Below are 21,250 nucleotides of genomic sequence, written 5' to 3'. Positions count from 1 at the left end.
ACTAGAACCGCACCTGGACCGGGCCGCGTTCCTCGCCGGGAGCCCGGAAGTACTCACGTGCCGCGAAACCGGTCAGGCCCGCGATGACGTTGGCCGGGACCGTCTGGACCGCGTTGTTGTAGGTGAGGACCGCGTCGTTGTAGTACTGCCGGGCGTAGGCGATGCGGTTCTCGGTGGCCGACAGTTCCTCCTGGAGTTCGGAGAAGTTCCGGCCGGCCTTGAGGTCCGGGTACGCCTCGGCGACGGCGAACAGGCCCTTCAGCGCGCCGGACAGGCCGTTCTCGGCATCGGCCCGGTCCTTCGGGCTCTGGGCGCCCAACGCCCGGGCGCGCGCCGCGACGACGGCTTCGAGTGTCTGCCGCTCGTGCGCGGCATACTCCCGCACGGTTTCCACGAGGTTGGGGACCAGGTCGTGGCGTCGCTTGAGCTGAACTTCTGTCTGGGCCCAGGCGTTGTCCACCGCACCGCGCTTGCGGACGAGACCGTTGTAGGGCACGACGAAGGCGAGGACGAGCAACACCACGACGAGAACGACGGCGACGAGTGGGATCACGGGAGCTCCTTGCGGATAGGACGGGTCGCACGACAGACACGGGTCAGATCCGGCTGGCCACCTTTCGGGCCAGCTCTTCCAGTGGTGTGCGGTTCTCCGCCGGGTCGTTGAGACGCACCAGGCGGATCGACACCCACCGGTCGGACCTGCGCAGGAAGACCGCCTCGTCCTCGGCGTACGCCTCGTCGCCGACACCGGCCACCGGCCTGAGCGTGTGTCCGAGGTCGCGTTCGATGTCGAGGTACTTCTTCGCACCGTCCCCGACGAAGATCTCCACCTGGGCCGTCGGCCCGGTGACGGGGCCGGTGTAGGTGCAGGTCTCCCGCACCGGTGTCGCGGGGTCGAGCGCTGTACCGGCCAGCTTCTCCGCCTCCTGCTTGGTCACCAGGGCGCAGGGGTCGACGGCCGCCACGGTCGGCGACGGCGCCTCGGCGCTCTCCTCCGGAGTCCGGGTTGCCGGGGCCGGCCCGGCCGAGGAGGGGCCGGCGGCCGAGGACTGCCCGTGGCCGCCGCACCCGGACGGCGCGAGCACGGCGAGCACGGCCAGGGGCACCAGTGGCGACAGCGGACGCCTGCGGTTGCGGTTCATCGGGATCCTCACTCTCTGCCTTCATGTCGGTGTCAGGACTTGCACAGCGGTACGTCCGGCAGCGTCTGCTGTTTGTGGACGAAAGGTGTCAGGCTCTCCTGCTGCACCTGGAACTTCATCGTGGGCAGGAGCTTCTTGAGGGCGGCCATGGCCACGGCGGAGACGGAGACCCCCACGCCCCCGCCGACCTTGCCGTCCAGCGTCGCCCCGACACAGCGGGTCAGCGGGGCGCCGAGGGCCGAGCCGTTGGTCACCCCGAAGTCCATGACGAGCTTGGCGTAGGGACCGGCGAAGGCGGCGGGCACACCGACTCCGACCTGGACCTTGAACTCGACGGCGCTGGCGATGCCGCTGACTCCGACGGAGATTCCGGTGATCGAGTCCATGATGCTCTTGATCACCGAGAGCTTCGGGGTGACGATCGAGCCGTTGACCATGCCGATGGCACCGTCGAGCCCCCACTCACCGCCGGCGGTCACCGTGGTGTTGTTGCCGCCGAGTGCGGTGGCAACGCTGAACTTCCAGCTGATGTTGAAGGCGAACGGGGTTCCCGCGATCGGCAGGGTCATCTGGACCGGTACCTCGGCCCGGATCTTCGAGTTGTCGATGACACCGTTGGCCGCACCGGCGGCGATGCTGATCGCAACGCTTTTGATCCCCTCGACAGCGAACGTGGCCCCGTCGGCGACCCGACCGCCGGAGATCGGTACATCAGAACGGACGTGCAGCTTCTCCGTCTTCAGCGAGAAGTCGACGAAGACCTTGAGCCCGGCCGCGGCCTTGTGATCGAACTTCAGACCAAACGCCCCCGGGCTGCGGTACGGCTGGGCCTTCCATTCCCCGAGATCCGCTGTGACGCTGCTCGACCTGGCCGGCGGCAGCGTACCCCCGGCCGCCGTGGCGCGCCGGACCGGTCCCCGTGCGACCACGGTGCCGACGCGCCCCGAATGCGCGGCGCGCACTGACGTCTGTCCGATCATCCGCGCGATCGTCGGGGCGCCCTGCGCGGCGTCCTTCGCAGCGTCCTTCTCCGCCTCCGTGGCAACGTCCGTCGAGGCATCCGCAGGCACGGTCACCGCCCCGGGCAGGTCCGGGATCTCCAGGTAGTGGAGCGCACCGCTGTCGATGTCCTGGTCGAGGGTGAGGTGGGCGTCGCGGAAGACCTCGGTGAACTCCACCGGGCCCAGGGTGGCCACGACGTCTCCGTGAACCCGACGCACCTCCTGCACCCGCCCCACCGCGCGGCTGGTGGCGTACAGGACCTTTCCGGGCCGAACGCCCTGGGCACCGCGGGCGTTTCCGTCGATGGTCCAGGTCAGACCGTCACTGGATGCCGACCGGATCGCTCGCGGTCCGCCCTCGACGATCACGACGTCGGGCTGATAGGTGATCGACGGATCACGGACCGGCCCGGTCCCGTAAGTGAGCGCGGCCTCGGACGTGTTGGCCGGACCGGCGCTCTCGTGCCCACGCCCGGGTACGCCACCGCAGGCCGCCGTGGTGGTCAGGAGGAGCGCGATCGCGAGCGCTGCGACCCGCCTCCCCGGGCGCGGCGCGCTCTCCGCCCACCTCGCGCGGAGAGCCGCGCCCCCCCCCGTGACACAGCCGACAGCAGCCGGGTGATTCTCATGCTCAGTGATCCGTTCGCCATGGCCGACGCGCGCGGCGCCGTGCCCCTCGTGGACCATCATCAACTGGCGTGTTCGCGCCCTGTTCAGGAATCCTTCGGGCCGCCGGTCGCTCCGTCGCCCATCGTGGTCGCCGCGGTTGCCGGGCAGCGACGGCAGATGGCCGACGGCCTCGTGGAGTGCCGGAACGAGGTTCTGACCGACGTGATGACCAGGGCGGCGACGTTGGAGCTGCCCGGCTGGTATGTGACGGCGGGCTGCCTGTTCCAGACGGTGTGGAACGTGGTCACCGACAGGCCCCCGACCAGCGGCATCAGGGACTACGACATCTTCTACTTCGACGGCACCGACCTGTCCCGGGAGGCTGAGGATGCTGTGATCAAGGCGGGGCAGGAGGTGTTCGCCGGGCTGCCGGCCGAGGTGGAGATCCACAAGTGTCCCCGAGCTTCGGCCGCAAACACCTTCGATATATGTGTATCTTGAGCGCTGTTCAAAGTGAGTGCTGCTCACCTATAGGGGGAGGAATCTGTGAAGAACCGCCTGATTGCTGCTGCTGCTGGCGTCGTCCTGACGCTCGGGCTCGCCGGTACCGCGAACGCGTCGACCACGCTTCCGAAGAAGAACACCGCCCGGCACTGCGTGCACCACACGACCGGCGTGTGCGGCTGGAAGGTCGGCAAGAAGCCGATCGACAATACCGAGACGGCCAAGTGCAAGGACGGTTCGCACTCGTACTCGCGGCACTCGTCGGGTACGTGCTCGCGCCACTCGGGCGTCAAGTACTGGTGGAAGTAGTCCTGCAGTAGAACCCCGCTCTAGGGTGCGTTTCGAAAGTGCTGGTCACAGCCACTCGTTGATGGCTGCGACCAGCACGGTCGCCTCATAGCGGACGGCGAGTTTCTCGTATCTCGTGGCGACCGCGCGATGTCGCTTGAGGCGGTTGATGCCGCACTCCACTGCATGGCGCTCTTTATAGTCGGCCGGATCGAACTTCGGCGGCCGGCCGCCGCGGGAGCCGCGCTGTGCGCGGTGGGCGACCTGGTCGCGCTTCTCTGGGATCGTGCAGCGGATACTCCGGCGGCGCAGGTAGGCGCGGTTGGCGCGGGAGCCGTAGGCCTTGTCGGCGCGGACCTTGTCCGGCCGGGTGCGCGGGCGGCCTGGTCCCAGCCGGGGCACCCGGATGCCCTCCAGCACCGCCTGGAACTGCGGGGAGTCACCGCGCTGCCCGGCCGTGATCACCAGGGACATCAGCCTCTGCGCCTGCTCAACCGCCAGATGCAGCTTGGTGCTCAGCCCGCCACGCGAGCGTCCCAGCCCGTGGTCGGCCGGTTCGGCAAAGATCCCGCCGGGCGGCTCGACCTGCAGATCCCTTTTTTGCGGGCGCCCGCCGCATGCTGGTGGGCGCGCGCGATGGTGGAGTCCACCGAGATGTCCCAGGTGATCAGCCCCTCGGCGTCCGCCCGGGCCTGCAGTTGCTCGACTATGCGATGCCAGGTGCCGTCCCGCTGCCAGCGCCGGAACAGCCCGTAGACGGTCTGCCAGGGGCCGTACCGCTCGGGCACGTCCCGCCAGGGCGCACCCGTGCGGGTACGCCAGCGGATGCCGTCTATCAGCTGCCGCTTGGTGTGAACCGGCGGCCGCCCGGGCTTCTTCCCGACCGGGAGCAGCGGCTCCAGCCTCGCCCACTGCGCGTTCGTCAGATCGTGCCTGCCCACGAAGTGGATCTTGGTACATCAAGATCCACTTCTGAAACGCACCCTAGCGGGGAGTGCACCGCATTGTGCGTGAGTGCGCAGCATCGCCGGTGACGAAGTACAAACCTATTGCCGGATTTCGCTTGGCTGATCCCACTCCTGTCGGGTTGTCAGTGCCTGGCCCTACCGTCGACGAGTAGACCTCCGAGGGTGAAGGCGGTGCGTGTTGGCGAACGTCGTCTGGCACAAGAAGCTGCAGATTCTTCTGGACCTGACGCAGGACGACCTGGATCACCCGGAGCTTCCCGGCCTGTGGGAGACGGTCTACCGGACGGACCGGTACTACGGGCGGCTCGGTGTGCCGGTCAGCGAGCGGGACCTGCAGTGCGGTGGCGTGTGCCGCGACATGAACGTCGATGCCTCGATACATTTGCGGATGCGCAACGGCCGACGCGAGGCCGTCCACGAACGGCGGGAAGACGAAGAACGCCACACCGCCCCGATGAGCGACGAGCACAAGGCCTACCAGGAGCGCATCCTGCGCGCCGCGGACGAAGGCGGCTTCAGCGGCGACAGCGAAGTACGCACTCGGGTGGGCCGCAGCTGGATCCAGACTGACACCCTCGTCGAAGGAGCCGACGGCCGTCGCATCGGCTGGGAGATCCAGATGTCCACGATCGACCAGAACGGCCTGCGCGGAGTCCGGGCCCGCGCGGCCAAAGCCGCGAAGAACGGGATCACCCCGGCCTGGCACACCGACCGAGCCGCATACGCCCAGCGCAATGACACTCACTGGACTCGCAGCGACCATCTTCCCGCCTACGTCATCGCCAGAACCGGTGATCTCCGCATCGTCTCCGGATTTCGCGTACTGGACTTCTGGCGCTGCGATGTCCGCACCCTCTACTCCTGCCCCGACGGCATTCGCCGTTGCGGCAAAACCCACGCCACCCCAAAACCCCGCGACGTCCTCTTCGACGACATGGTCCGCCAGACCGCCGCCGGCACCATCGTGCCCGTCCAGTTCCGCGCTGGCACCACGGTGCACCGTTTCTGGGCGACCAATGCCGACCGTGACCGGCTGGACGACCTCTACAGCGACGACACACAGCTGCTGGCGCCAGAGCCAGAAACAGATCCCGCGGCCCGTGCCAGCCGCAACCGCCCCACCTGCCGACCGGCGGTCGCCCCGATCCCCGTACAGGCCCCGCCTCCCCAGCCTGGCATGCCCGCCGTCATCCCGGCCGAGCCGTCGGCACCGGCCGTCGAGGCAGCGCCCATGGACACCGAGGAACACGAACCCCGAAGTGGACAGACGCCGGATATCTCGACGGGGCTGCCCAGCGAACTGAACGTGCTGCAGCAAGTCGCCGACGAGGCCCGCCACAAGCTTGAACAGCTTCAAGACCACCACGAGCGGGACCTGCAGCGCCAAGCGTGGCGAGATGCCGCAGCAGCCGCACAGGCTGCCGTAACCCATTACGCCCGGGCCAAGCGCCTCAACCGATACGAGGTCGAAAAGGGGGCCTCCCCCTGGGTGGTGGACACGCTGATACTGGATCTGCTTGATCCGGAGGAAGCGAGAAAGACCGCCGATGGCGATGAAGGACTACTCGGACGAGTTCAGGGCCGATGCCGTGGCCCTGTACGAGTCCACGCCCGGGGCGACCTACAAGAGCATCGCCGCCGACCTGGGCATCAACAGGAACACCCTGCGAGCCTGGGTGCTGCGGGACCGTGAACGCCGCGGTGTCGGTCCGGCCACCCCGCCGGCGGGCGGCAAAGCTCCGGCCCGGGATGGCCAGGCGGCGCCGGCCAGTGATCCGGACGAGCGGATCCGGCAGTTGGAAGCCCGGATCGCCGAGCTCGAGGCCAGCGAACGCAAGCTGGCGACCGAGCGGGACATCCTGCGCAAGGCCGCAAAGTATTTCGCCGGAGAGACGAACTGGTGAGCCGCTTCAAGTTCGTCGAGGACCACCGGGACGCCTTCGGGGTGAAGCGGCTGTGCCAGGTCATGGACGTGAACCGGTCCAGCTACTACAAGTGGCGGGCCGGGACGGACGCCCGCATGGCCCGGCAGCAGGACGACCAGGTCCTGGCCGAGCAGATCCGTGCCGTTCACCGCTCCTCCGGCGATGCCTATGGCTCGCCCCGGATCACCGCCGAACTCCACGACGCCGGGATACGGGTCAACGAGAAGCGGGTGGCACGGGTGATGCGGGCTTTCGGCATCACAGGGATCCGCCTGCGCAGAAGGGTCCGCACCACGGTGTCCGACCCTGCGGCCTCGGTGGTCGCGGACCTGTTCCGCAGGGACTTCACCGCTCCGCGGCCGGGGTTGAAATACATGGGCGACATCACCTACTTGCCCCTGGAGAACGGGGAGTTCCTCTACCTGGCAACCGTGCTGGACTGCTTCAGCCGCAAGGTCGTCGGCTGGTCCATCGCCGACCACATGCGCACGGACCTGGTCGCCGACGCCCTGCGGATGGCCGCCCGCACCCGCGGCGGCCTGGAGAGGGCCGTGTTCCACTCAGATCACGGGTCGCAATACGTCTCCCGAGCCTTCGCCGACCTCTGCGACCAGCTCGGGGTCACCCGGTCGATGGGCGCCATCGGCAGCAGCGCGGACAACGCGGCCTGCGAAAGCTTCCACGCCTCCCTGAAACGAGAGACCCTCCAGGGCGCCCGCGACTACGGCGACCGGGCCACCTGCAGGAGAACCGTCTTCGCCTGGCTGACCCGATACAACACACGCCGCCGGCACTCCGCCAACGGCCACCTCAGCCCCAACGAATACGAGCACCGACACCACACGGCTAAGCTCACGCTCGCCGCATGACATACGAATGCGTGTCCACCTTCACGGGGGAAGGCCCCTCAGACGTCAGACGGTGACACAGCCACCCCACCCGCCGATGGATCTCGGGGGTGCCGGCGAGACCATGCCCTCGTCGAAGACGAAACGGGACCGGCTGGCAGTGGTGTTCGGACAGGACGCGCTGGCGCTGTGCCGGGCGGTGTGGGCACCCGGGGCGCCGGGATGGTTGCGGGAGATCGAGCCGCACGCCGCCTCGCGCCCCCCTCGCTCCCACCGTCCAGGGCCCCACAGCACGGCGTTACACGGGTATACGTGTCCGAGCTGCGGAGATGACCCGCTTGCGGTGCTGGTGATGTTGTTCGTACTCCAGCACCTGCCGGACCACGTCGTCGGACACGTCGTGCAGGTGCCTCTTGATGCGTTCCGGGTCCATCGCGTCGTAGCCGGCCCAGGGTTCGGCTTGGCGGAGATGCCCAATGGTGTTCAGTACCCCGCGGCGGCCCGCGTGCGCGCGTTCGTAGCCCTCGATCACCGTCAACTCCGTCTGGGACAGACCGCGCAGGCGCTGCTGGATCTCCGCGACGCCGAGCCGGCTGAAGCCGGGGACGGGCAGGACCTCCTCGCGGGCCATGGCGCCCTGCACCTTCTCGGCCACACGGGTGGCGGCGGGCATCTCCCGCCAGGCTCCCCCAGTCGGGCCCTTCATTCGCTCAGTGACCCTTTGGGGCAGCACCCGCAACTGGGCCGTGGCCGCCCGCACCTGGCGCGTGATCGCCTGCAGCAGGCTGCGGCCTTCGGCGACTTCTCCCCGCGCCAGGCGGGGGCCTTCGGTCGCCGCCGCAGCCACGGCCCTGGCCCGTCGGGCGAGGTTCTCCTCGCTGGTCTCCAGCAGCACCTCGTCCTGCCGCCCCAGCACGGCAAGCAGCTCGGCACTCTCCTGGTCGTTGAGCCGTTCGGCGATGTCCTTGCCTGTCTGGCAGGTCGCCAGCGCCCGGGCTGCGGCCGTGTACTCGTCCACGGCGGCCCTCAGCAGCCGTCGTTCACCGGCCTGCCTCACACCACGCACCCTCCCCGCCACGGCCGACACCCCCGCCCGAAGCGGAAGCACGCCCGCCCGCACGACGCCGCGAGTCACCATCCACGTCAGCTGCCCGGCGGCCGACAGCAGCCCACGGGGCGGGCGCATTTCGCGCACCCGGGCCTCGATCCGCCCGACGTGGTACTGCGCCTCGCTCGCCTGGCTTTCCAGCCGTTGCCGCTCGGTGCCCGGCGGGGTGAGGGCCACACCCGTCCAAAACCGGTCGACGACCGCAGCATGGGCGTCACGGGCATCTTTCAGCGCCAGTATCAGCACATCCGTCTTCCCTGCCATGTTCTGCTCCTGAGCTCCGGGCGGCATGGTGCCGCGCACGACGAAAAGCGCCCACCATCCGCCGCTCCGGCCGGGCAACCTAAACCCATCCTGCGAAAGCTCGCCAAAGATCGCCTGGCGAGCCAGCCACCCGAGTGCGACCCCTTACCAGCGTCGGAAAGTGGTACAACAGTCGCCCGATCGACGGCGACGACATCGCTGGGGCGCTCAAGAAGCAGCCCGGCGGCAACTGCGTCACCGCCCTGCAGACCGTCGCCGTGGTCGCCTACATCGAGGTGTAGCGGCAAGGCGGGCGGGCCCGTGCACTCGCCACTGTCGTTAGGCGCCTGACCTGAATACGACCGCGCGCATAGCGGGTATGCGAATAATGCCCGCTTTTTAAGGTATCGGCCTGAATCCCTGGCGGCCGGGTCTCTTTACGCGGTTCGGCCGTCCTGCGGTCCGACAGGCGCGCCGGTCGTGGGAGGCGTCATGAGGTGGTCCAGCCGAGCGACGACTGCCGAGCCGCAGGCACTCCCTCTGGGCCCGTACCGCCGCGTCTTCAGCGTGCCGACAGAGCCGGCATCGGTTCATCAGGCACGCGTCTCCACGCAGGCGGCGCTCGCGGAGTGGGAAGTCGCGCCGGGTTCCGCTCTGGTGGACGCGGTGCTGCTGGTCGTCAGCGAGTTGGTCACGAACGCGGTAAGGCACACACATGATCGCTCTCCCAGCGCACAAGTCGTTATTACGGTGGGTGCCGATCACCTGGTGGTGGGTGTCGCGGATCGTGACCCGCATATGCCACCCACAACGCGCACGGACGCAGGCGAGGGGCTACGCACGGTTGTCGACCTCGCCAAGCTGTACGGAGGCGGAGTGACCGTTGCTCCGGTTAAACACGGAGGCAAGATCATCTTCGTCCACTTCCGATGCCCCCAAGCCCTTACCTCCCACAATGCATCGCTCCAGCTGTGATCTTGGCCTGCAGCTCCCCGTTTACGCCTGTGCCCCGCTGCCGGACCATGCCTGAAAGCCGCACAGTCCGATGGTCCACGTAATCGGGAGGGGAGCGGGCAGGATGGGGATCTCCGTTCTCGCCCGTGCGTGGGCGGGAAAAGAGGGAGGCGCATCCCGAACCGGACGTTGCATGGAGTGCGCGCCTGTAGCCCTCCTCGCCCTACGTCTGCCGCCAGCCACCCGCCCATGACCCCGGAGCCCGTCGCCCGCAAAACGCGCAGTTCCGTTGGGCGAGGGTGCACCCCCTGCCTGTGAACGGTCTCGCGGCGCAAGGATCGAGCTGCCGGGATGACGTTCGCGGCTACATGAGCAGTTGCACTCGCAGCACGCGGCTCGCTGGTCGCCACGGACTTGATCAGGAAGACCAGCGCGGGCCTTCGCCATGGTCATCAGCCTGCTCACTGTCGCCGCCCTCGACTACCTGGCCTACTCGCGCCTCTTCGAAGTGCGCGAGGAACGCCACGAGCGACGCCACAACCTGGAGACTTGTCGGACTATCGGCATCCTCGGTCCCGGCGAACCTGACCAACCCACGCACTGAAGGACACCCCCATGTCGCATCACGCACGACCCCGAGGCGGCCCGGCACCCCGCCTGTTCGTCCTCCGCCGTGACCGGGACATCACGGGCGTCTCTGGGCCTGGGGATGTGGCCGATGGTGTGCAGTGGCCGGACGGCACGGTGGTCCTCCGCTGGCGTGAGCGGCCGTCGACTGCCATGTGGGACAGCCTCGACGTAATGCTGTCCGTCCACGGCCACGACGGCGCCACCCGCGTCGTCTGGGCCGACAGCGCCGAGAGCCGGGCCCAGGCAGCCGCCGGCCGGGCGCACCGGCTCGCGGACCAATGGGAGGCCTCCCATAGCCCCACCATGTTCCTTGAGCGAGCCGCAGGCGCCGAGCGGTATGACCTCCTGGACGACTCTGCGGCCGCGGCCGATAACGTCGTTCGCCCTGGGCAGAACCCGCAGGCCGCCAACGGGAACGGCGTGGACGAGTCCGAGCTGCTCGTCACTGCCCAGTGCTCCGCACAGCACCTCGGCCACGACGAGCGCCCGCGCCAGTGCATCCGAGCAGCGCAGCATCGCGGCGATCACATCGATGAGCACGGATTCCGCTGGTCCGACACCGTGGCCGTCTACCCGGTGGGCGCCAGCGCCGAGCACCAGGCGCGCCCTGGGTTCACGTGCGTCGAAGTCGACGCGACGCGGCCGGACTGGAACGTCCGCTGGAGCCGGATGGCACCCGCCCTGCCTCGGGGGCGGGTGCCATCCGGCTTTGCAGGCCGCGGGAGGGTCCTACCCGGTCATGGAGGGGGCGAAGGGTGACAGGGCTGGGGCGAGCTGCGTGCCGGGGGCCAGGCCGAGGGCGATGAGGGCGTCGGGCAGGCCGCGCCCGGTGCGGGCCGCGTCCAGTGTTCCCGGGGCGGCCAGGGGGCGGCAGCTGGCGGCGATGATCTCGAACAGGTGCTGCACGCGGCCGGGGCCGCGGGGCAGCAGCTGGCCGTGGAAGTCCTCGTGGTGGGCGAGAACGAGGGCGGCCAGGCCCGCGACGTGGGCGGAGGCGGTGCTGGTGCCGTCGAGAGCCGTGCAGCCGCCGTCGAAGGCGCAGGAGAGGACTGACACGCCGGGGGCGGCCGCATTCACTGCGGGGCCGTGGCAGCTGAACGGCGCGGCGAACAGCCCTTCGGGTGTCAACTGCGGCCCGGTGTGGGTGGCCTGGGAGGTATCGGGTGGGTAGGTGCCGAAGGCGCCCAGGGCGCCCACGGCGAAGACGGTGGGCAGCGAGGCGGGGAAGGCGACCGGTCCGCCGTTGTCGCCTGCCGGGGCGATGCAGGCGATGCCCGCCGCGGTGGCGTCGGCGAGTTTGCGGGAAACCAGGGCCGAGGGGTACGGGGTTGCCACCTGGATGTGGGCGATGTCTGCCTCGCGCTCGATGCAGTGGTCCAGGGCGGCGATCAGGTCGCTGAAGTGGCCGTCGGGCATCACCTGGCAGACGTCGAGTTCGGCCTCGACGGCGATGCCGATGATGCCCTTGCCAGTGTCCGCGCCGGCGATGATGCCGGCCGCGTGGGTACCGGTGCCGACCGGGTCGTGGGCCCAGCCGTCCTTCGTGCCGCGCACGAGGTCGGTGCCGGAGCGCACCCGCTGTTTCAGGTCCGGGTGCTCTGCACTGACGCCCGTACCGATAACGGCGATCTTGATGCCGAAGGCGCGGAACGTGGGCGGCAGCCGGTCCAGCCGCATGGCCTGCTGGCCCCAGCCGTAACTCTGCCGCTGCTCCAGTTCCGGGTAGACCTTGGCCAGCGGGGTGAGGGTGACGAGGTTGTCCTGGGTCTCCGACAGGTCGGGGCGGTGGATCCAGCGGTCGGTGTATCCGCCCGCGGGCCGGACGTACAGGGACTGGAGGGACTGCGCGGTCTCGGTCGCCAGGGTGAGGGTGACCTTCCCGTCGGCAGCGGTGATGCCCTGGCTCGGCCAGGCAGCCCCGATCAGGAACACCCCTGCGCCGACCAGCGGTTCACCGTCCGGACCGCAGACGCGCACCGAGATCTCCACCGGCTTGTCCCGCAGCGTGACCAGCCCCGGGTCGCGCAGCGGCAGCATTCCTGCGGCCGGCATGGCGGCGGGTCCAGTTGCGGACAGCGGCAGGTCCGGTTCGATGTGCACGTGCAGCGTCCGCATCGCCGGCACCTGGGCCTCGGCCGCCTCGACGACCACGAGTTCGGGGCAGGAGGGCTGCACTCCAGCCGACTGCAGCTTCCCTGACGGGGTGAGTCTGCGGACCACCGTGACCTCGGGCATCCTCTCCAGCCGGTCGCACACCGCATCCATGCCGAGTTCAGGCACTCCCGGCGGGAGCAGATGCTGCGGCAGCGGGGCTGCCATGAACCGCTGCCGGCGCGGCTGCACCGCGATCGGTGACGGAGCGCCCTTCTTGCGTGGCGCCGCCTCCTCCTTGCGACCCGGCCCGCCGGCCCCCGCGCCCTCGGATTCACTCTCGCGGTTACTTCCGGGCTTGTTTCCGGGCCTGTCCTTGACCATCACGTCCACCTTCACCACGCCTACGTCGGTTTTTGTGCTTCTGATCCGGATGACGGGCAGCTCCAGCCTCCACGGCTGTGCGGTGTGCCCGGGAATCGCTCCCGGGGCACACCGCACAACGGGGCCGCGTTAGGTCAGCCGATGCCGAAGGGCTGACCCATCTGCCCGAAGCCGAAGCTGGGCTGCTGGTACTGCTGCGGGTAAGGCTGGCCGAACGACTGCTGCTGACCGAACGGCTGCTGACCGAACGACGGCTGGCCGAAGCCGCCACCCCACTGCTGCTGACCCTGCTGGCTCTGCTGGAGCAGCGTCACGATCGCGGTCGGCAGCGCCTGCTGCACGGACTGCTCCACAGCCTGCCGGACGCCCTCGTGCAGCGTGTGATGCAGCGCGACGGCCAGGTACGGGTGGGCCTGGTGGGCCAGGCCCTGCTGCTGCAGCTGCTGCTGGACCTGCTGGATCTGCTGCAGCGTCTGCTGCATGCGCTGCGCGACCTGCTGGCTCGCCTGCTGGCAGGCCTGCTGGATCGCCTGCTGGACCACCTGAGCGATCTGCTGCTGACCGCCGGCCTGCTGGCCGAACTGCTGCAGGGGCGGAGTACCGGTCATCACCGACATGAATGCTCCATTTCGACGCCACAAGAAAGCCAACACAAGGGATGATGTTGGCTTTTTGGGATGATCCCGACGCGCCGAAGCTATGGCGACTCCTCTCCGCCCGCAATCGGGCGAGCCGCTCAGGAGGAGTAATCCCCCGATCGGATCCGGAAACAGGCGAACCGGCCGGGGACACGGCAGGATGAGCTGCTGCTGGAAGTGGCGGAGGCGCGGCACACCCTCACTGTCTGCCGCCGGCGGCAGGGGCTTTGCGGACCAGCGGCGTGCAGTCCCCTCGGCGGGCACCTGTGCATCGCCTTCAGCTCGCTGACACCATGCTGTCCTGCCTCGGCGTCAGCGGCGGAGACGACGACATCGCCTTGATCATCGTCCGCCTGTAGTCCCTCCCAGAGCCCCAGAACTCAATTGCCGACGCCCTGGCGCACTCCAGGCGCTTGAGCCGTTCGTAGGCAGGCGTGCATCCGTGCAGGGATGGCTTCCGAGCGGATGGTGCACATGGGAAAGACGAACCTCGGGCAGCGCCTCGCCCATCCACGGCAGCTGTGGCAGCCGAGCCACGCGCTGGTGGCGATTCCGCTGGTGCTGATCGCCGCGATCACCCTCGCAGACATCCGCACCCCGGAATCCGTCCAACTTGGCCCGCTACTCGTCGTAGCCCCTGCCATCACCACCGCATTCGGCGGCTACCGGCTGACCGGACTGATCGGGGCACTGGCGGTGGGAACCCAGGTCGTCACCGCTGAGCTCCACGGCGGACTGGCCACCACCAACCACATCTCGCAGATCATCGCGCTCACCATCCTCTCGGTCTTCGCCATGATCGTGTGCTTCGTCCGCGACCGGCGGACGGCGGAACTGGCCCAGGTACGGTCCGTCTCCGAGGCCGCCCAAAGAGCCCTGCTGCACCCACTGCCCGACCGGCTCGGCTCCCTGCACATCGCATCCTCATACCTGGCAGCCGAGAAGGAGGCGTGCATCGGCGGCGACCTGTACGCGGTGGCGCGCACCGGGGACCGTACGCGTGTGGTCGTCGGCGATGTGCGGGGAAAGGGACTGGACGCGGTTGGAGAGGCGGCCACGCTGCTCGGCTCATTCCAGGAGGCCGCGCACCACCACGCCACGCTTCCCGCCCTCGCGGAGGCGCTGGACCGCAGCGTCTGCCGCTACCTCACCGGCTTCCCGAAAGCGGACGGGGAGGCACAGGAGCATTTCATCACCGCGCTGCTGCTGGAGATCCCCGATCACAGCCCGGTGTCGCGGGTCGTGCACTGCGGGCACCCGCCGCCCTTCCTGATCAGGCACGATCACGTGACACCCGTAACGAGTCCCTCCCCAGCGCCCCCGCTGGGCATGTACGGACTGAGGCCGGCGACCTACGACGTGCATAACTTCTCGTTCCAAGCCGGTGACACCCTGCTCCTTTACACCGACGGTGTCGTAGAGGCTCGCGACAGCAGCCGTGCGTTCTACCCGCTGGAAGAGCGGGTCGCCCAGTGGACCAAGAACAGTCCCAAGACACTCGTGCAGCGCCTCGAAAAGGATCTCCTCGCCCACACTGGCGGGGCCCTGGGCGATGACGCCGCCATCCTCGTCATTCAGCGCACGCCCGTGCCACACACCCGTCTCCACGTCAGCCCCCTGACACACGGCGCTGACCTCCACGATCAACCGACCGACTGAGCCCAAGACACGGGGCACCTGCGAGGAGACGCAGCTGGCGATCTCCTTGGCCAGCCAGACCGTTTCTGCGGACAACGGCCCGCCCTGCGAGGGCCGCGGCCCGGGCTGGAGGTGTCTTACACGCGCAGGACTGCGAGGAAGCCCCGCAGGGTGCACCACTGCTCGATGTGGAGCACGCCCTGCGGAGAACCCGGCGACGCGGTTGTGCAATCTGTGCGGCTGCGCGACGGAGCTCACGCCCCTGCTGCGAGGCCCGGCCGCGCAGCAGCTGCTCATCACCGTTCATCCGACCAGCCTTCCAACCGGCACCAACAACGCGGGTTTGCCCAAGGCCACCTTGGGCTTGCCCGCGCCGCCGGCGGACGGTGTCCGGGAGTGGCTTCGGCAGCGGGAACGCAAGCACCGGCGGCAGGGCGCGCGCCGCAAGCTGCGGGAACTCAGCCTGAGGGGCGCCCCCCTTCGCAGCCGTGCTGTGCGGCGCCCTGCGACACCTCGTCGCAGGGTGCGTCGGATCAGCGCCCGCAGCCGAGCCAGCAACTTCGACTCAGCGCAGCGCCGGGGCAAGACGGCTCAGCGGCACCTTGCGGCGGTGGGGGCGCGCCGCGCTGGTACGCAAGCCCATCAGGTGCGGAACCGACACCTCCGGGACCCGCCTCGCCGGTGCGTGGATCTCGTACGCCTCCGGGACCACGGGGACTGCGGCGGGGCCGACGGGAGCGGTCACCTCGTGCAGAACCAGCTTGCTCATGTCGCACTCCTTACGCATCGCCCGGCAGGGCGCCCAGAAGCCAAAGCGGAACTTCGCCACGTCAGACCTGACAGTGCCGATCGGGAGGACGAAGCCGAGACCCATGCCGCCAACGCTCGATGGGTCCAGTGGTACCGCCGACGCCCTCGCCACTGTGAAAGCTCTCGGTCACGGAAAAGAGAATGACCCGCGATCATGAAAACCGCCTGAAGCTGTCCTAAGAAGAACGAAAAAACCGCATATACCGAGATAAAGATGGCTACACGGGTCACCCTGGGCACCCAGGCATCACTCTGTCCTCCGGCGAGGGCCACGGCCCGGCGCGGCGACATCGCCTCGACGTGGGCGGCAATCGGAACGTGAACTCGATCTTGCACATCGTGCATGTCACCCATTCCTCCAGGCAGGAGTCCGGATCAGGGCTCCGGGGCTGGCCTGCCTTGTTCGATCTGGTGGATGAGGCGCTTGAGCTGGGTGACCTCGTCCTGCAGGGCGCGGTCGCCGGCGGGAGTGAGGGAGAGCCAGGTGCGCGCGCGCTTGCCCTCGTAGCCCTTCTCGACGTCGACCAGTCCGGCCTTCTCCAGGACGGCCAGGTGCTGGCTGAGGTTTCCGGCCGTGAGGCCAAGGACCGTGCGCAGAAAGCTGAACTCGACCCGGCGCGCCTGGTGGGCGACGGTGAGGATGCCGAGGCGGACGCGCTGGTGGACGACGTCGTGCCGGTGTCTCCCTCCCGCCTGGCGTCGTCACTACCGGCGGCGCGGCGGCCCCGGCCGACGCGCAACCACGGCGAGCGCGCACCGATCCCCGGCCGCGTCCACGCCGCCCATCCCTTCTCCCTCAACTCCAGCCAGGTCTGGGCGAAAGCGGCCGCAACGGGGACGTCAGAGACCCGACCAGGCCGAAACCGCGTGGTGACCTGCATAGATGCGGAACCGGTTCTTCGGGCCGCGCAACAGGAGACGCAACAGATAGCGCAACCGTAGGCGCAACCCACGTCGCAACGTGGTGCCCCTGATCGACCAAGGGCACCCGGCGGCCCGTCATGCGGCCCGGACGACTCCCCGGGCACGGGTCAACTGCCGCAGTAGGGTGCGCGCCGCCGACGCCGAGGGGACGGTCTTCCAGTGGAGGTGCCGGCACAGACGTACGGACAGGCGCAGCAGGCGGCGGCGCAGCGCCGTGGTGTCGCGGGGGCGGGGCGCGGCGAGCGCGTCGTAGGTGGCGTTCCAGGCGTGCTGCACCTGGACCAGGTCGTCGGGGAAGTCGGTCGCGTCCATACCGGCATTAGATCGCTTGTTCGATTTTGCTGTCACTTCGGACACGCCGCCTCCCAGGCTGCCCAGCCATGGTCGGGGCTGCAAGCAGCGGGGGCGGAGGCATGGTCGGCCTCATGGTCGGGGTCGTGGCCGCCCCGACCATGACGGCAACGGGGCGTAGCGCTGACGCCTTCGTGGCAGCCCTGGGGCCGACGCGCAACCAGGCGAGGCGCCCCGGTCCTCAGCTGCATCCGCACCACCCACCCCGCTCACCCGTTCTCCTTCACGCCAACGAGGGTCAGGGCGTGGGCCAGGCGCGCTGAACGCACCTGGACCTCGCGCTCACTCTCGCTGAAGGCCGGCGACACGACATTCGTCAGCAAAAGCCCTGCCAGCGGCGATCGCCGGGGTCAGGGTCAGACACGACCGGACCGTGCTGTACGTCGACGATCAGGCCTCGTCCGGCAACGTCGCCACCCTCTGACCCTGCCCCTCTAGAATCGAACATGTGAACGATCTTCCGCCTGACCTGCCCCGCCTCCGCATCCTGGAGACGTGGCTCGTCCTCACCCTCGACCGGGTACGGCAGCAGATCGCCACAACCGAGCGCCGCGAGCAGGAGCGCCAGCACGGTGAGCAGGCCCGGCCGGCCACGCCCGACTGCATTCTCGAGGGCGGCCTGAACCGCGACTCTCCGCCTGTCGCCGTTCACGTCGGCGGCTGCCCTATGGCAGGCAAGCGCTGGAAAGGCGTGCCCCGGGACGTCGCCTTGCGAGCGCTGAGCGAAGGGATCGAGGCCTGCGGGCACTGCCGGCCTGACGCTGAGCTCGGCTACCTGGATGGCTAGGCGCTGCGACGGGCAGAACGACGCCAGGTGCTCCGCCGCGGCGGTAGAGAGGGCCGGGACCTTACTCCGTCGGGTGAAGCCGCCGGGATCGGAGAACCTCTCGGGGTGTCGGCGCGTAGTGCCGTGCATGGAGCCGATCAACGAAGCACATGTGGCGGAGCCGGGGCTGGCCGTGGTGGAGATCGCGGCATGCGACGACCAGACCGCCTTCGCCGTCCAGGAACTGCTCGCCGCGCGGTGGGCGACCGCGACGGCGGACCGTACGACCCCGGATCCGGGGCAGCCCGGAGTGCGGCTGCGCTGCTACCTGGACGTGCGCCAGACGCTGGGCTCATAGCGCCGAGGGCGTCCGCCGACCTTCTCGTGCCGGGCCAGGCGGCGTCCTAGGCTGATACTGCTCGGGGCTGGAGGTGCGTCATGCCCCGAAGGTGTGGACCGGTGCCATCTCGTTCGGGCTGGTCAGCGTCCCCATCGCCGTCCTGGGCGCAACCGAGGATCACAGCGTCCGCTTCCGCCGGATCCACACCGCCGACAACGGCCTGGTACGCAACCGCTACTGGTGCGAGATCGAGGACCGCGAAGTCTCCTACGGAGAGATCGGCCAGGGCTACCAGATGACCGGCGGCCGCATCATCCCGCTCACCGACGAAGACCTGCGGCAACTGCCGCTGCCCACGGCGCGCGCGATCGAACTGGTCGGCTTCCTCCCGGCCGCCGACGTCGACCCGCTCCGCATCGGCCCCGGCTACTACCTCCAGCCGCAGGGCGTCATCGCCGCAAAGCCTGACCTGGTGAACGCCGGGGATCGGCCTGCATTGGCTCAGGCAGGCGGCGGGGCGCCGGGCGAGGTCTGTTCGGCGGGCTGGTCCAATTGCTGCTGCCGGCGGCGGTGCTCGTTGCGGAGGGCTTCGACGCGGGGCAGTCGACCCGGTACCCCATCATCCGGGTTTTCCCGGGGGTTGGGGTACCGGCGCACATGAAAACTGGGAGGCGCCGAGCGGGCGCCTCCCAGTCGAGGTCAACGGCGAGGAAAGCGAAAGGACTCGTTTCAGGAAAGGAGTTGAGAAGGAAGCCCCTTCATGGCCTCGCCGTGGGCAACGCTAGCACTCAGCCCGGGATCAAGTCGCGCAGATTTTCGAGGGTGATGATCCGTGAGTCCGGATGCAGTCCCTCGGGACGTTCGAGGCCGATGTACATCACGGGCTCGTCCGGGACCGGCTCACCGTCCCACAGGTCCACGGTCGTGGTGTCGCCGGACATCAGGTCGATCAGGTACCGCACCGTCAACTGCTCGCGCTCCACGATGGCGCGCACCACCTTCGACACGGATGCCTGGTTCTCCTCAACCCGGTTGGCCGACGAGATGCCCTTCAGATACAGGTGCAGCCACTTCGCGCGCCACCGGCCGTCGTCCCCGCGCTGGAACACCAGAGGCAGCGCCACCCGGCCCACCCCACGCAGCTCCGACTTCATCCGCACTGTGCGCGGCTCGAACGGCCGGCCCTTCCGCTCACCGTCGCGCAGCATGAAGCCGAAGAACGACTCCTCGACCTCCTCGAAGCTTTCGCCGGCGTAGATGTTGACCTGCGGAACGATGAATGTGCTGCGCACTCGGTCCAGGGACAGGTTGATGAACTCCGAGGCCCCGTCGGGCGCCTCGGTGATGTCGCCCGAATGCTCGCCCCCGACGGCCTTGAGGGATGTGTAGGAGAGCCAGGAATCGGTGCTGTAGTCGGCGTGGAGAAGCAGCGCCGACAAGTCGTAGTCGGTCCGGTCCTTGGTCTCTTTCCAGTACACGAAGAAGCGCAACTGTTCGCCGTCGACCGCGGAGATCGACCCTCGCGGCAGTACGCCGAGCCCGGCCGCGGTTGCCCGGCCGCTGAGCGGAAGCGCCACGTCGAGGACATCGGGGTCGAGCAGCAGCCGGCCCGGCGCCGGGAGCCGACGACGCACCTCGGCATCGAGGGCGGCGATCAGACGATCGCGGTCGGCGGCCGGTAGCGGCGGTCGGAAGTCGGGGGTCACCCAGGCGCGGCCCCGGCGGTTGACGAAGACCCGAGGTGCGTCGCTCTCACGTGCCCGGTTGTGAAGATGCTCCCGCACCGAGAGCACGACCCGGCCGGAGACGTCGGGAGCGACCTGCACCGCGGCGCCCACCACCGCGTCCCGCTCCTCCTGGTCGGCGGCGACGCGCAGCAGGAGGTCCAGGGCGCGGAACAGCTTGCCAGGAGCGGACTTCAGCAGCTTCACCGCACCGAGGACGTCAAACGCGTCGAGCAGCTTCTCGATCCGGCTGTCGAAGGACCGTGCCTCCTTCTCGCCCCGCGCCACCGCGAACACATCGGCGGCGTGCGGCCAGCGCGGGTACTCGTGCGGGTGGAGGCGCTCGCCGAGCCGCTTGAAGGGCTCCCGGTGTGCGTGCACATCGGCGAGCTTCGCGGGGTTCGCCGCGACCACGGCGTCGAGACCCGCGAGCAGTCCCCGGCGCAGCGGCCGCGACAGCGCCCGAAACCGGGTCGGCTCCTGCAGCGTCACGTCGCCGCCCGACAGCGCGCAGGCCAGCCGCAGCACATCGGTGACGGTGTCGAGGAGGAGGTCCGCCCCGACGCCGAGCCGGGCCTCGTTGATGACCGCCCGGTTCTCCCGGACCGGGATCGCCTCCGGCTGGGGGCCGAGCGCGCACCGCTCGGCGAGGGCCTTGAGGTCGCGCAGGTCGTCCTCGCCCAGCGGGGTCGTGCTGCCAGCCAGGGCCAGGTACAGGTCAGTGAGTTCGTCGTCCAGGTCCCGGCCGAGGTACAGGACGGTGACCCGGTCGCCCGCCGAGGCGATCAGTTCGTCCTGCGCCGCGAGCATCTCCTCGTAGGTGTGCTGGTACCGGCCGTACGTGGGGAGGCTGAGCAGGTCCAGCACCCTGTGCCCCAGCTGCGTCAGCACGTTCTCGCGCGACTTCTCGTCGCCGAGCGCTTTCGCCACGCACTGCATCCAGAACTCTTCGGTGTCCGGCACGTTCGCCGGGAAGTCGATGAAGTACGAGTTGTGCCGGACGTGGTCGCCCACCATCTCGCGCACGGTGCGCAGCGTCCGCTTGGCGGTGTACACGACCGCGGCCTCGGACAGCCCTGACAGCCGCTCCAGCAGCTCCGCCGAGAGCTTGAAGCCCACGGAAGTCAGCGCCGCGTCGAACTGCCGCGCGGCGATAGCTCCTTCCCCGGCGAAGCCTTTGGGGGAGGAAAGGCGGTGGGTGTGCCGGATGACCAGCGATTCGAGACTGTACGCCATTCGGGGATGATCGCAGAGGTACGCGAGCCGGTGCACAGGAGTTTTGTACGCGCTCCGACACTGTGATCACACCTGCCACAGCAAGATTACGGGACAGCCCTGAGATCGACCGCCCGGAGGCCATTCCG

The 21,250-nt window shown here is 69.0% G+C and carries 21 protein-coding genes and 1 pseudogene; 11 read left to right on the top strand and 11 right to left on the bottom strand.

Features of this window, described 5'->3' with window-relative positions; genetic code table 11:
- Position 1: 1 nt before the first annotated feature.
- The 3 genes from TNCT6_RS38590 to TNCT6_RS38580 are packed head-to-tail and all read right to left on the bottom strand — an operon-like array spanning position 2 to position 2,338.
- A complete protein-coding gene (locus TNCT6_RS38590; protein WP_141367792.1) occupies positions 2 to 553 on the bottom strand; it encodes a LemA family protein in 552 nt (183 codons plus the stop codon).
- A gap of 43 nt (positions 554 to 596) precedes the next feature.
- Positions 597 to 1,142: a DUF3558 domain-containing protein gene (locus TNCT6_RS38585; RefSeq protein WP_141367791.1), complete on the bottom strand. Its 546-nt coding sequence runs from the start codon at positions 1,140 to 1,142 to the stop codon at positions 597 to 599.
- Positions 1,143 to 1,174: 32 nt separating this feature from the next.
- Positions 1,175 to 2,338 carry a hypothetical protein gene (locus TNCT6_RS38580; protein WP_141367790.1) on the bottom strand — a complete coding sequence of 388 codons (1,164 nt, stop codon included), beginning with the start codon at positions 2,336 to 2,338 and terminating at the stop codon, positions 1,175 to 1,177.
- A 591-nt stretch (positions 2,339 to 2,929) separates the two neighbouring features.
- Here TNCT6_RS38580 and TNCT6_RS38575 point away from each other — a divergent pair.
- Both TNCT6_RS38575 and TNCT6_RS38570 read left to right on the top strand, forming a co-directional pair.
- Positions 2,930 to 3,199 (top strand): annotated as a pseudogene (locus TNCT6_RS38575) (nucleotidyltransferase family protein); the annotation flags it as partial.
- A gap of 99 nt (positions 3,200 to 3,298) precedes the next feature.
- On the top strand, positions 3,299 to 3,565 hold the full coding sequence (locus TNCT6_RS38570; RefSeq protein WP_141367789.1) for a DUF3761 domain-containing protein: 267 nt from the start codon (positions 3,299 to 3,301) through the stop codon (positions 3,563 to 3,565).
- A 45-nt stretch (positions 3,566 to 3,610) separates the two neighbouring features.
- Here the strand turns inward: TNCT6_RS38570 and TNCT6_RS38565 are convergent.
- A protein-coding gene (locus tag TNCT6_RS38565) for an IS5 family transposase (RefSeq protein ID WP_373996267.1) occupies positions 3,611 to 4,485 on the bottom strand; the annotation gives its coding sequence in 2 pieces (ribosomal slippage) (positions 3,611 to 4,092 and positions 4,092 to 4,485; 876 coding nt in all).
- Between the two features lie 205 nt (positions 4,486 to 4,690).
- Here TNCT6_RS38565 and TNCT6_RS41535 point away from each other — a divergent pair.
- Both TNCT6_RS41535 and TNCT6_RS38555 read left to right on the top strand, forming a co-directional pair.
- Positions 4,691 to 6,205, top strand: a complete 1,515-nt coding sequence (locus TNCT6_RS41535; RefSeq protein ID WP_253266541.1) for a hypothetical protein — start codon at positions 4,691 to 4,693, stop codon at positions 6,203 to 6,205.
- Positions 6,102 to 7,306, top strand: a protein-coding gene (locus tag TNCT6_RS38555; RefSeq protein WP_253266573.1) for an IS3 family transposase whose coding sequence is annotated in 2 segments (ribosomal slippage) — positions 6,102 to 6,402 and positions 6,402 to 7,306 — 1,206 coding nt in all. Because the reading frame shifts where the segments join, the coding sequence is not laid out codon by codon here. The genes TNCT6_RS41535 and TNCT6_RS38555 overlap by 104 nt, the downstream gene beginning before the upstream one ends.
- A gap of 277 nt (positions 7,307 to 7,583) precedes the next feature.
- Here the strand turns inward: TNCT6_RS38555 and TNCT6_RS38550 are convergent.
- Complete coding sequence (locus tag TNCT6_RS38550) at positions 7,584 to 8,657, bottom strand: hypothetical protein (protein ID WP_141367787.1); 1,074 nt, start codon at positions 8,655 to 8,657, stop codon at positions 7,584 to 7,586.
- 134 nt (positions 8,658 to 8,791) lie between these two features.
- On the opposite strand from TNCT6_RS38550, the gene TNCT6_RS40360 reads away from it, so the two are divergent.
- The 3 genes from TNCT6_RS40360 to TNCT6_RS40565 all read left to right on the top strand — a co-directional run bounded on the left by TNCT6_RS40360 (position 8,792) and on the right by TNCT6_RS40565 (position 10,979).
- Positions 8,792 to 8,938 (top strand): hypothetical protein, encoded by a 147-nt coding sequence (locus tag TNCT6_RS40360; protein WP_172633316.1) that lies wholly within the window; start codon positions 8,792 to 8,794, stop codon positions 8,936 to 8,938.
- 190 nt (positions 8,939 to 9,128) lie between these two features.
- Entirely contained in the window at positions 9,129 to 9,611 is a 483-nt protein-coding gene (locus TNCT6_RS38545; RefSeq protein WP_141367786.1) for an ATP-binding protein, read from the top strand.
- 594 nt (positions 9,612 to 10,205) lie between these two features.
- Entirely contained in the window at positions 10,206 to 10,979 is a 774-nt protein-coding gene (locus TNCT6_RS40565; protein WP_216372883.1) for a hypothetical protein, read from the top strand.
- Here TNCT6_RS40565 and TNCT6_RS38535 read toward each other — a convergent pair.
- Complete coding sequence (locus tag TNCT6_RS38535; protein WP_253266540.1) at positions 10,950 to 12,695, bottom strand: S8 family serine peptidase; 1,746 nt, start codon at positions 12,693 to 12,695, stop codon at positions 10,950 to 10,952. The two genes, TNCT6_RS40565 and TNCT6_RS38535, sit on opposite strands and share 30 nt — an antisense overlap.
- A 134-nt stretch (positions 12,696 to 12,829) precedes the next feature.
- The gene (locus TNCT6_RS38530; protein WP_141367784.1) at positions 12,830 to 13,312 is read right to left on the bottom strand and encodes a hypothetical protein; all 483 of its coding nucleotides are present in this window, start codon (positions 13,310 to 13,312) and stop codon (positions 12,830 to 12,832) included.
- Between the two features lie 495 nt (positions 13,313 to 13,807).
- Here TNCT6_RS38530 and TNCT6_RS38525 point away from each other — a divergent pair, with 495 nt between their 5' ends.
- Positions 13,808 to 14,992 (top strand): PP2C family protein-serine/threonine phosphatase, encoded by a 1,185-nt coding sequence (locus tag TNCT6_RS38525; RefSeq protein WP_172633315.1) that lies wholly within the window; start codon positions 13,808 to 13,810, stop codon positions 14,990 to 14,992.
- 544 nt (positions 14,993 to 15,536) lie between these two features.
- Here TNCT6_RS38525 and TNCT6_RS38520 read toward each other — a convergent pair.
- The 3 genes from TNCT6_RS38520 to TNCT6_RS38510 all read right to left on the bottom strand — a co-directional run bounded on the left by TNCT6_RS38520 (position 15,537) and on the right by TNCT6_RS38510 (position 17,017).
- Positions 15,537 to 15,740 carry a hypothetical protein gene (locus tag TNCT6_RS38520; RefSeq protein ID WP_141367783.1) on the bottom strand — a complete coding sequence of 68 codons (204 nt, stop codon included), beginning with the start codon at positions 15,738 to 15,740 and terminating at the stop codon, positions 15,537 to 15,539.
- A gap of 416 nt (positions 15,741 to 16,156) precedes the next feature.
- Positions 16,157 to 16,378 (bottom strand): transcriptional regulator, encoded by a 222-nt coding sequence (locus TNCT6_RS38515; RefSeq protein WP_373996272.1) that lies wholly within the window; start codon positions 16,376 to 16,378, stop codon positions 16,157 to 16,159.
- Between the two features lie 402 nt (positions 16,379 to 16,780).
- On the bottom strand, positions 16,781 to 17,017 hold the full coding sequence (locus TNCT6_RS38510; protein ID WP_141367782.1) for a hypothetical protein: 237 nt from the start codon (positions 17,015 to 17,017) through the stop codon (positions 16,781 to 16,783).
- A 487-nt stretch (positions 17,018 to 17,504) separates the two neighbouring features.
- On the opposite strand from TNCT6_RS38510, the gene TNCT6_RS38505 reads away from it, so the two are divergent.
- The 3 genes from TNCT6_RS38505 (at position 17,505) to TNCT6_RS38495 (ending at position 18,823) form a co-directional block, all read left to right on the top strand.
- On the top strand, positions 17,505 to 17,843 hold the full coding sequence (locus tag TNCT6_RS38505; protein WP_172633314.1) for a DUF6233 domain-containing protein: 339 nt from the start codon (positions 17,505 to 17,507) through the stop codon (positions 17,841 to 17,843).
- Positions 17,844 to 17,970: 127 nt separating this feature from the next.
- Positions 17,971 to 18,180, top strand: a complete 210-nt coding sequence (locus TNCT6_RS38500; RefSeq protein ID WP_141367781.1) for a DUF6207 family protein — start codon at positions 17,971 to 17,973, stop codon at positions 18,178 to 18,180.
- Positions 18,181 to 18,271: 91 nt separating this feature from the next.
- Positions 18,272 to 18,823, top strand: coding sequence for a Ku protein (locus tag TNCT6_RS38495; RefSeq protein ID WP_253266539.1), 552 nt, complete (start codon positions 18,272 to 18,274; stop codon positions 18,821 to 18,823).
- A gap of 127 nt (positions 18,824 to 18,950) precedes the next feature.
- Here the strand turns inward: TNCT6_RS38495 and TNCT6_RS38490 are convergent, their stop codons facing one another.
- Positions 18,951 to 21,122 carry a TerD family protein gene (locus tag TNCT6_RS38490; RefSeq protein ID WP_141367779.1) on the bottom strand — a complete coding sequence of 724 codons (2,172 nt, stop codon included), beginning with the start codon at positions 21,120 to 21,122 and terminating at the stop codon, positions 18,951 to 18,953.
- Positions 21,123 to 21,250 lie beyond the last annotated feature (128 nt).

It is taken from the genome of Streptomyces sp. 6-11-2, assembly GCF_006540305.1.
Lineage (GTDB): Bacteria > Actinomycetota > Actinomycetes > Streptomycetales > Streptomycetaceae > Streptomyces.
Note: the sequence above shows the minus strand (reverse complement) of the source record. Positions and strands in the feature narration are given on the sequence as shown.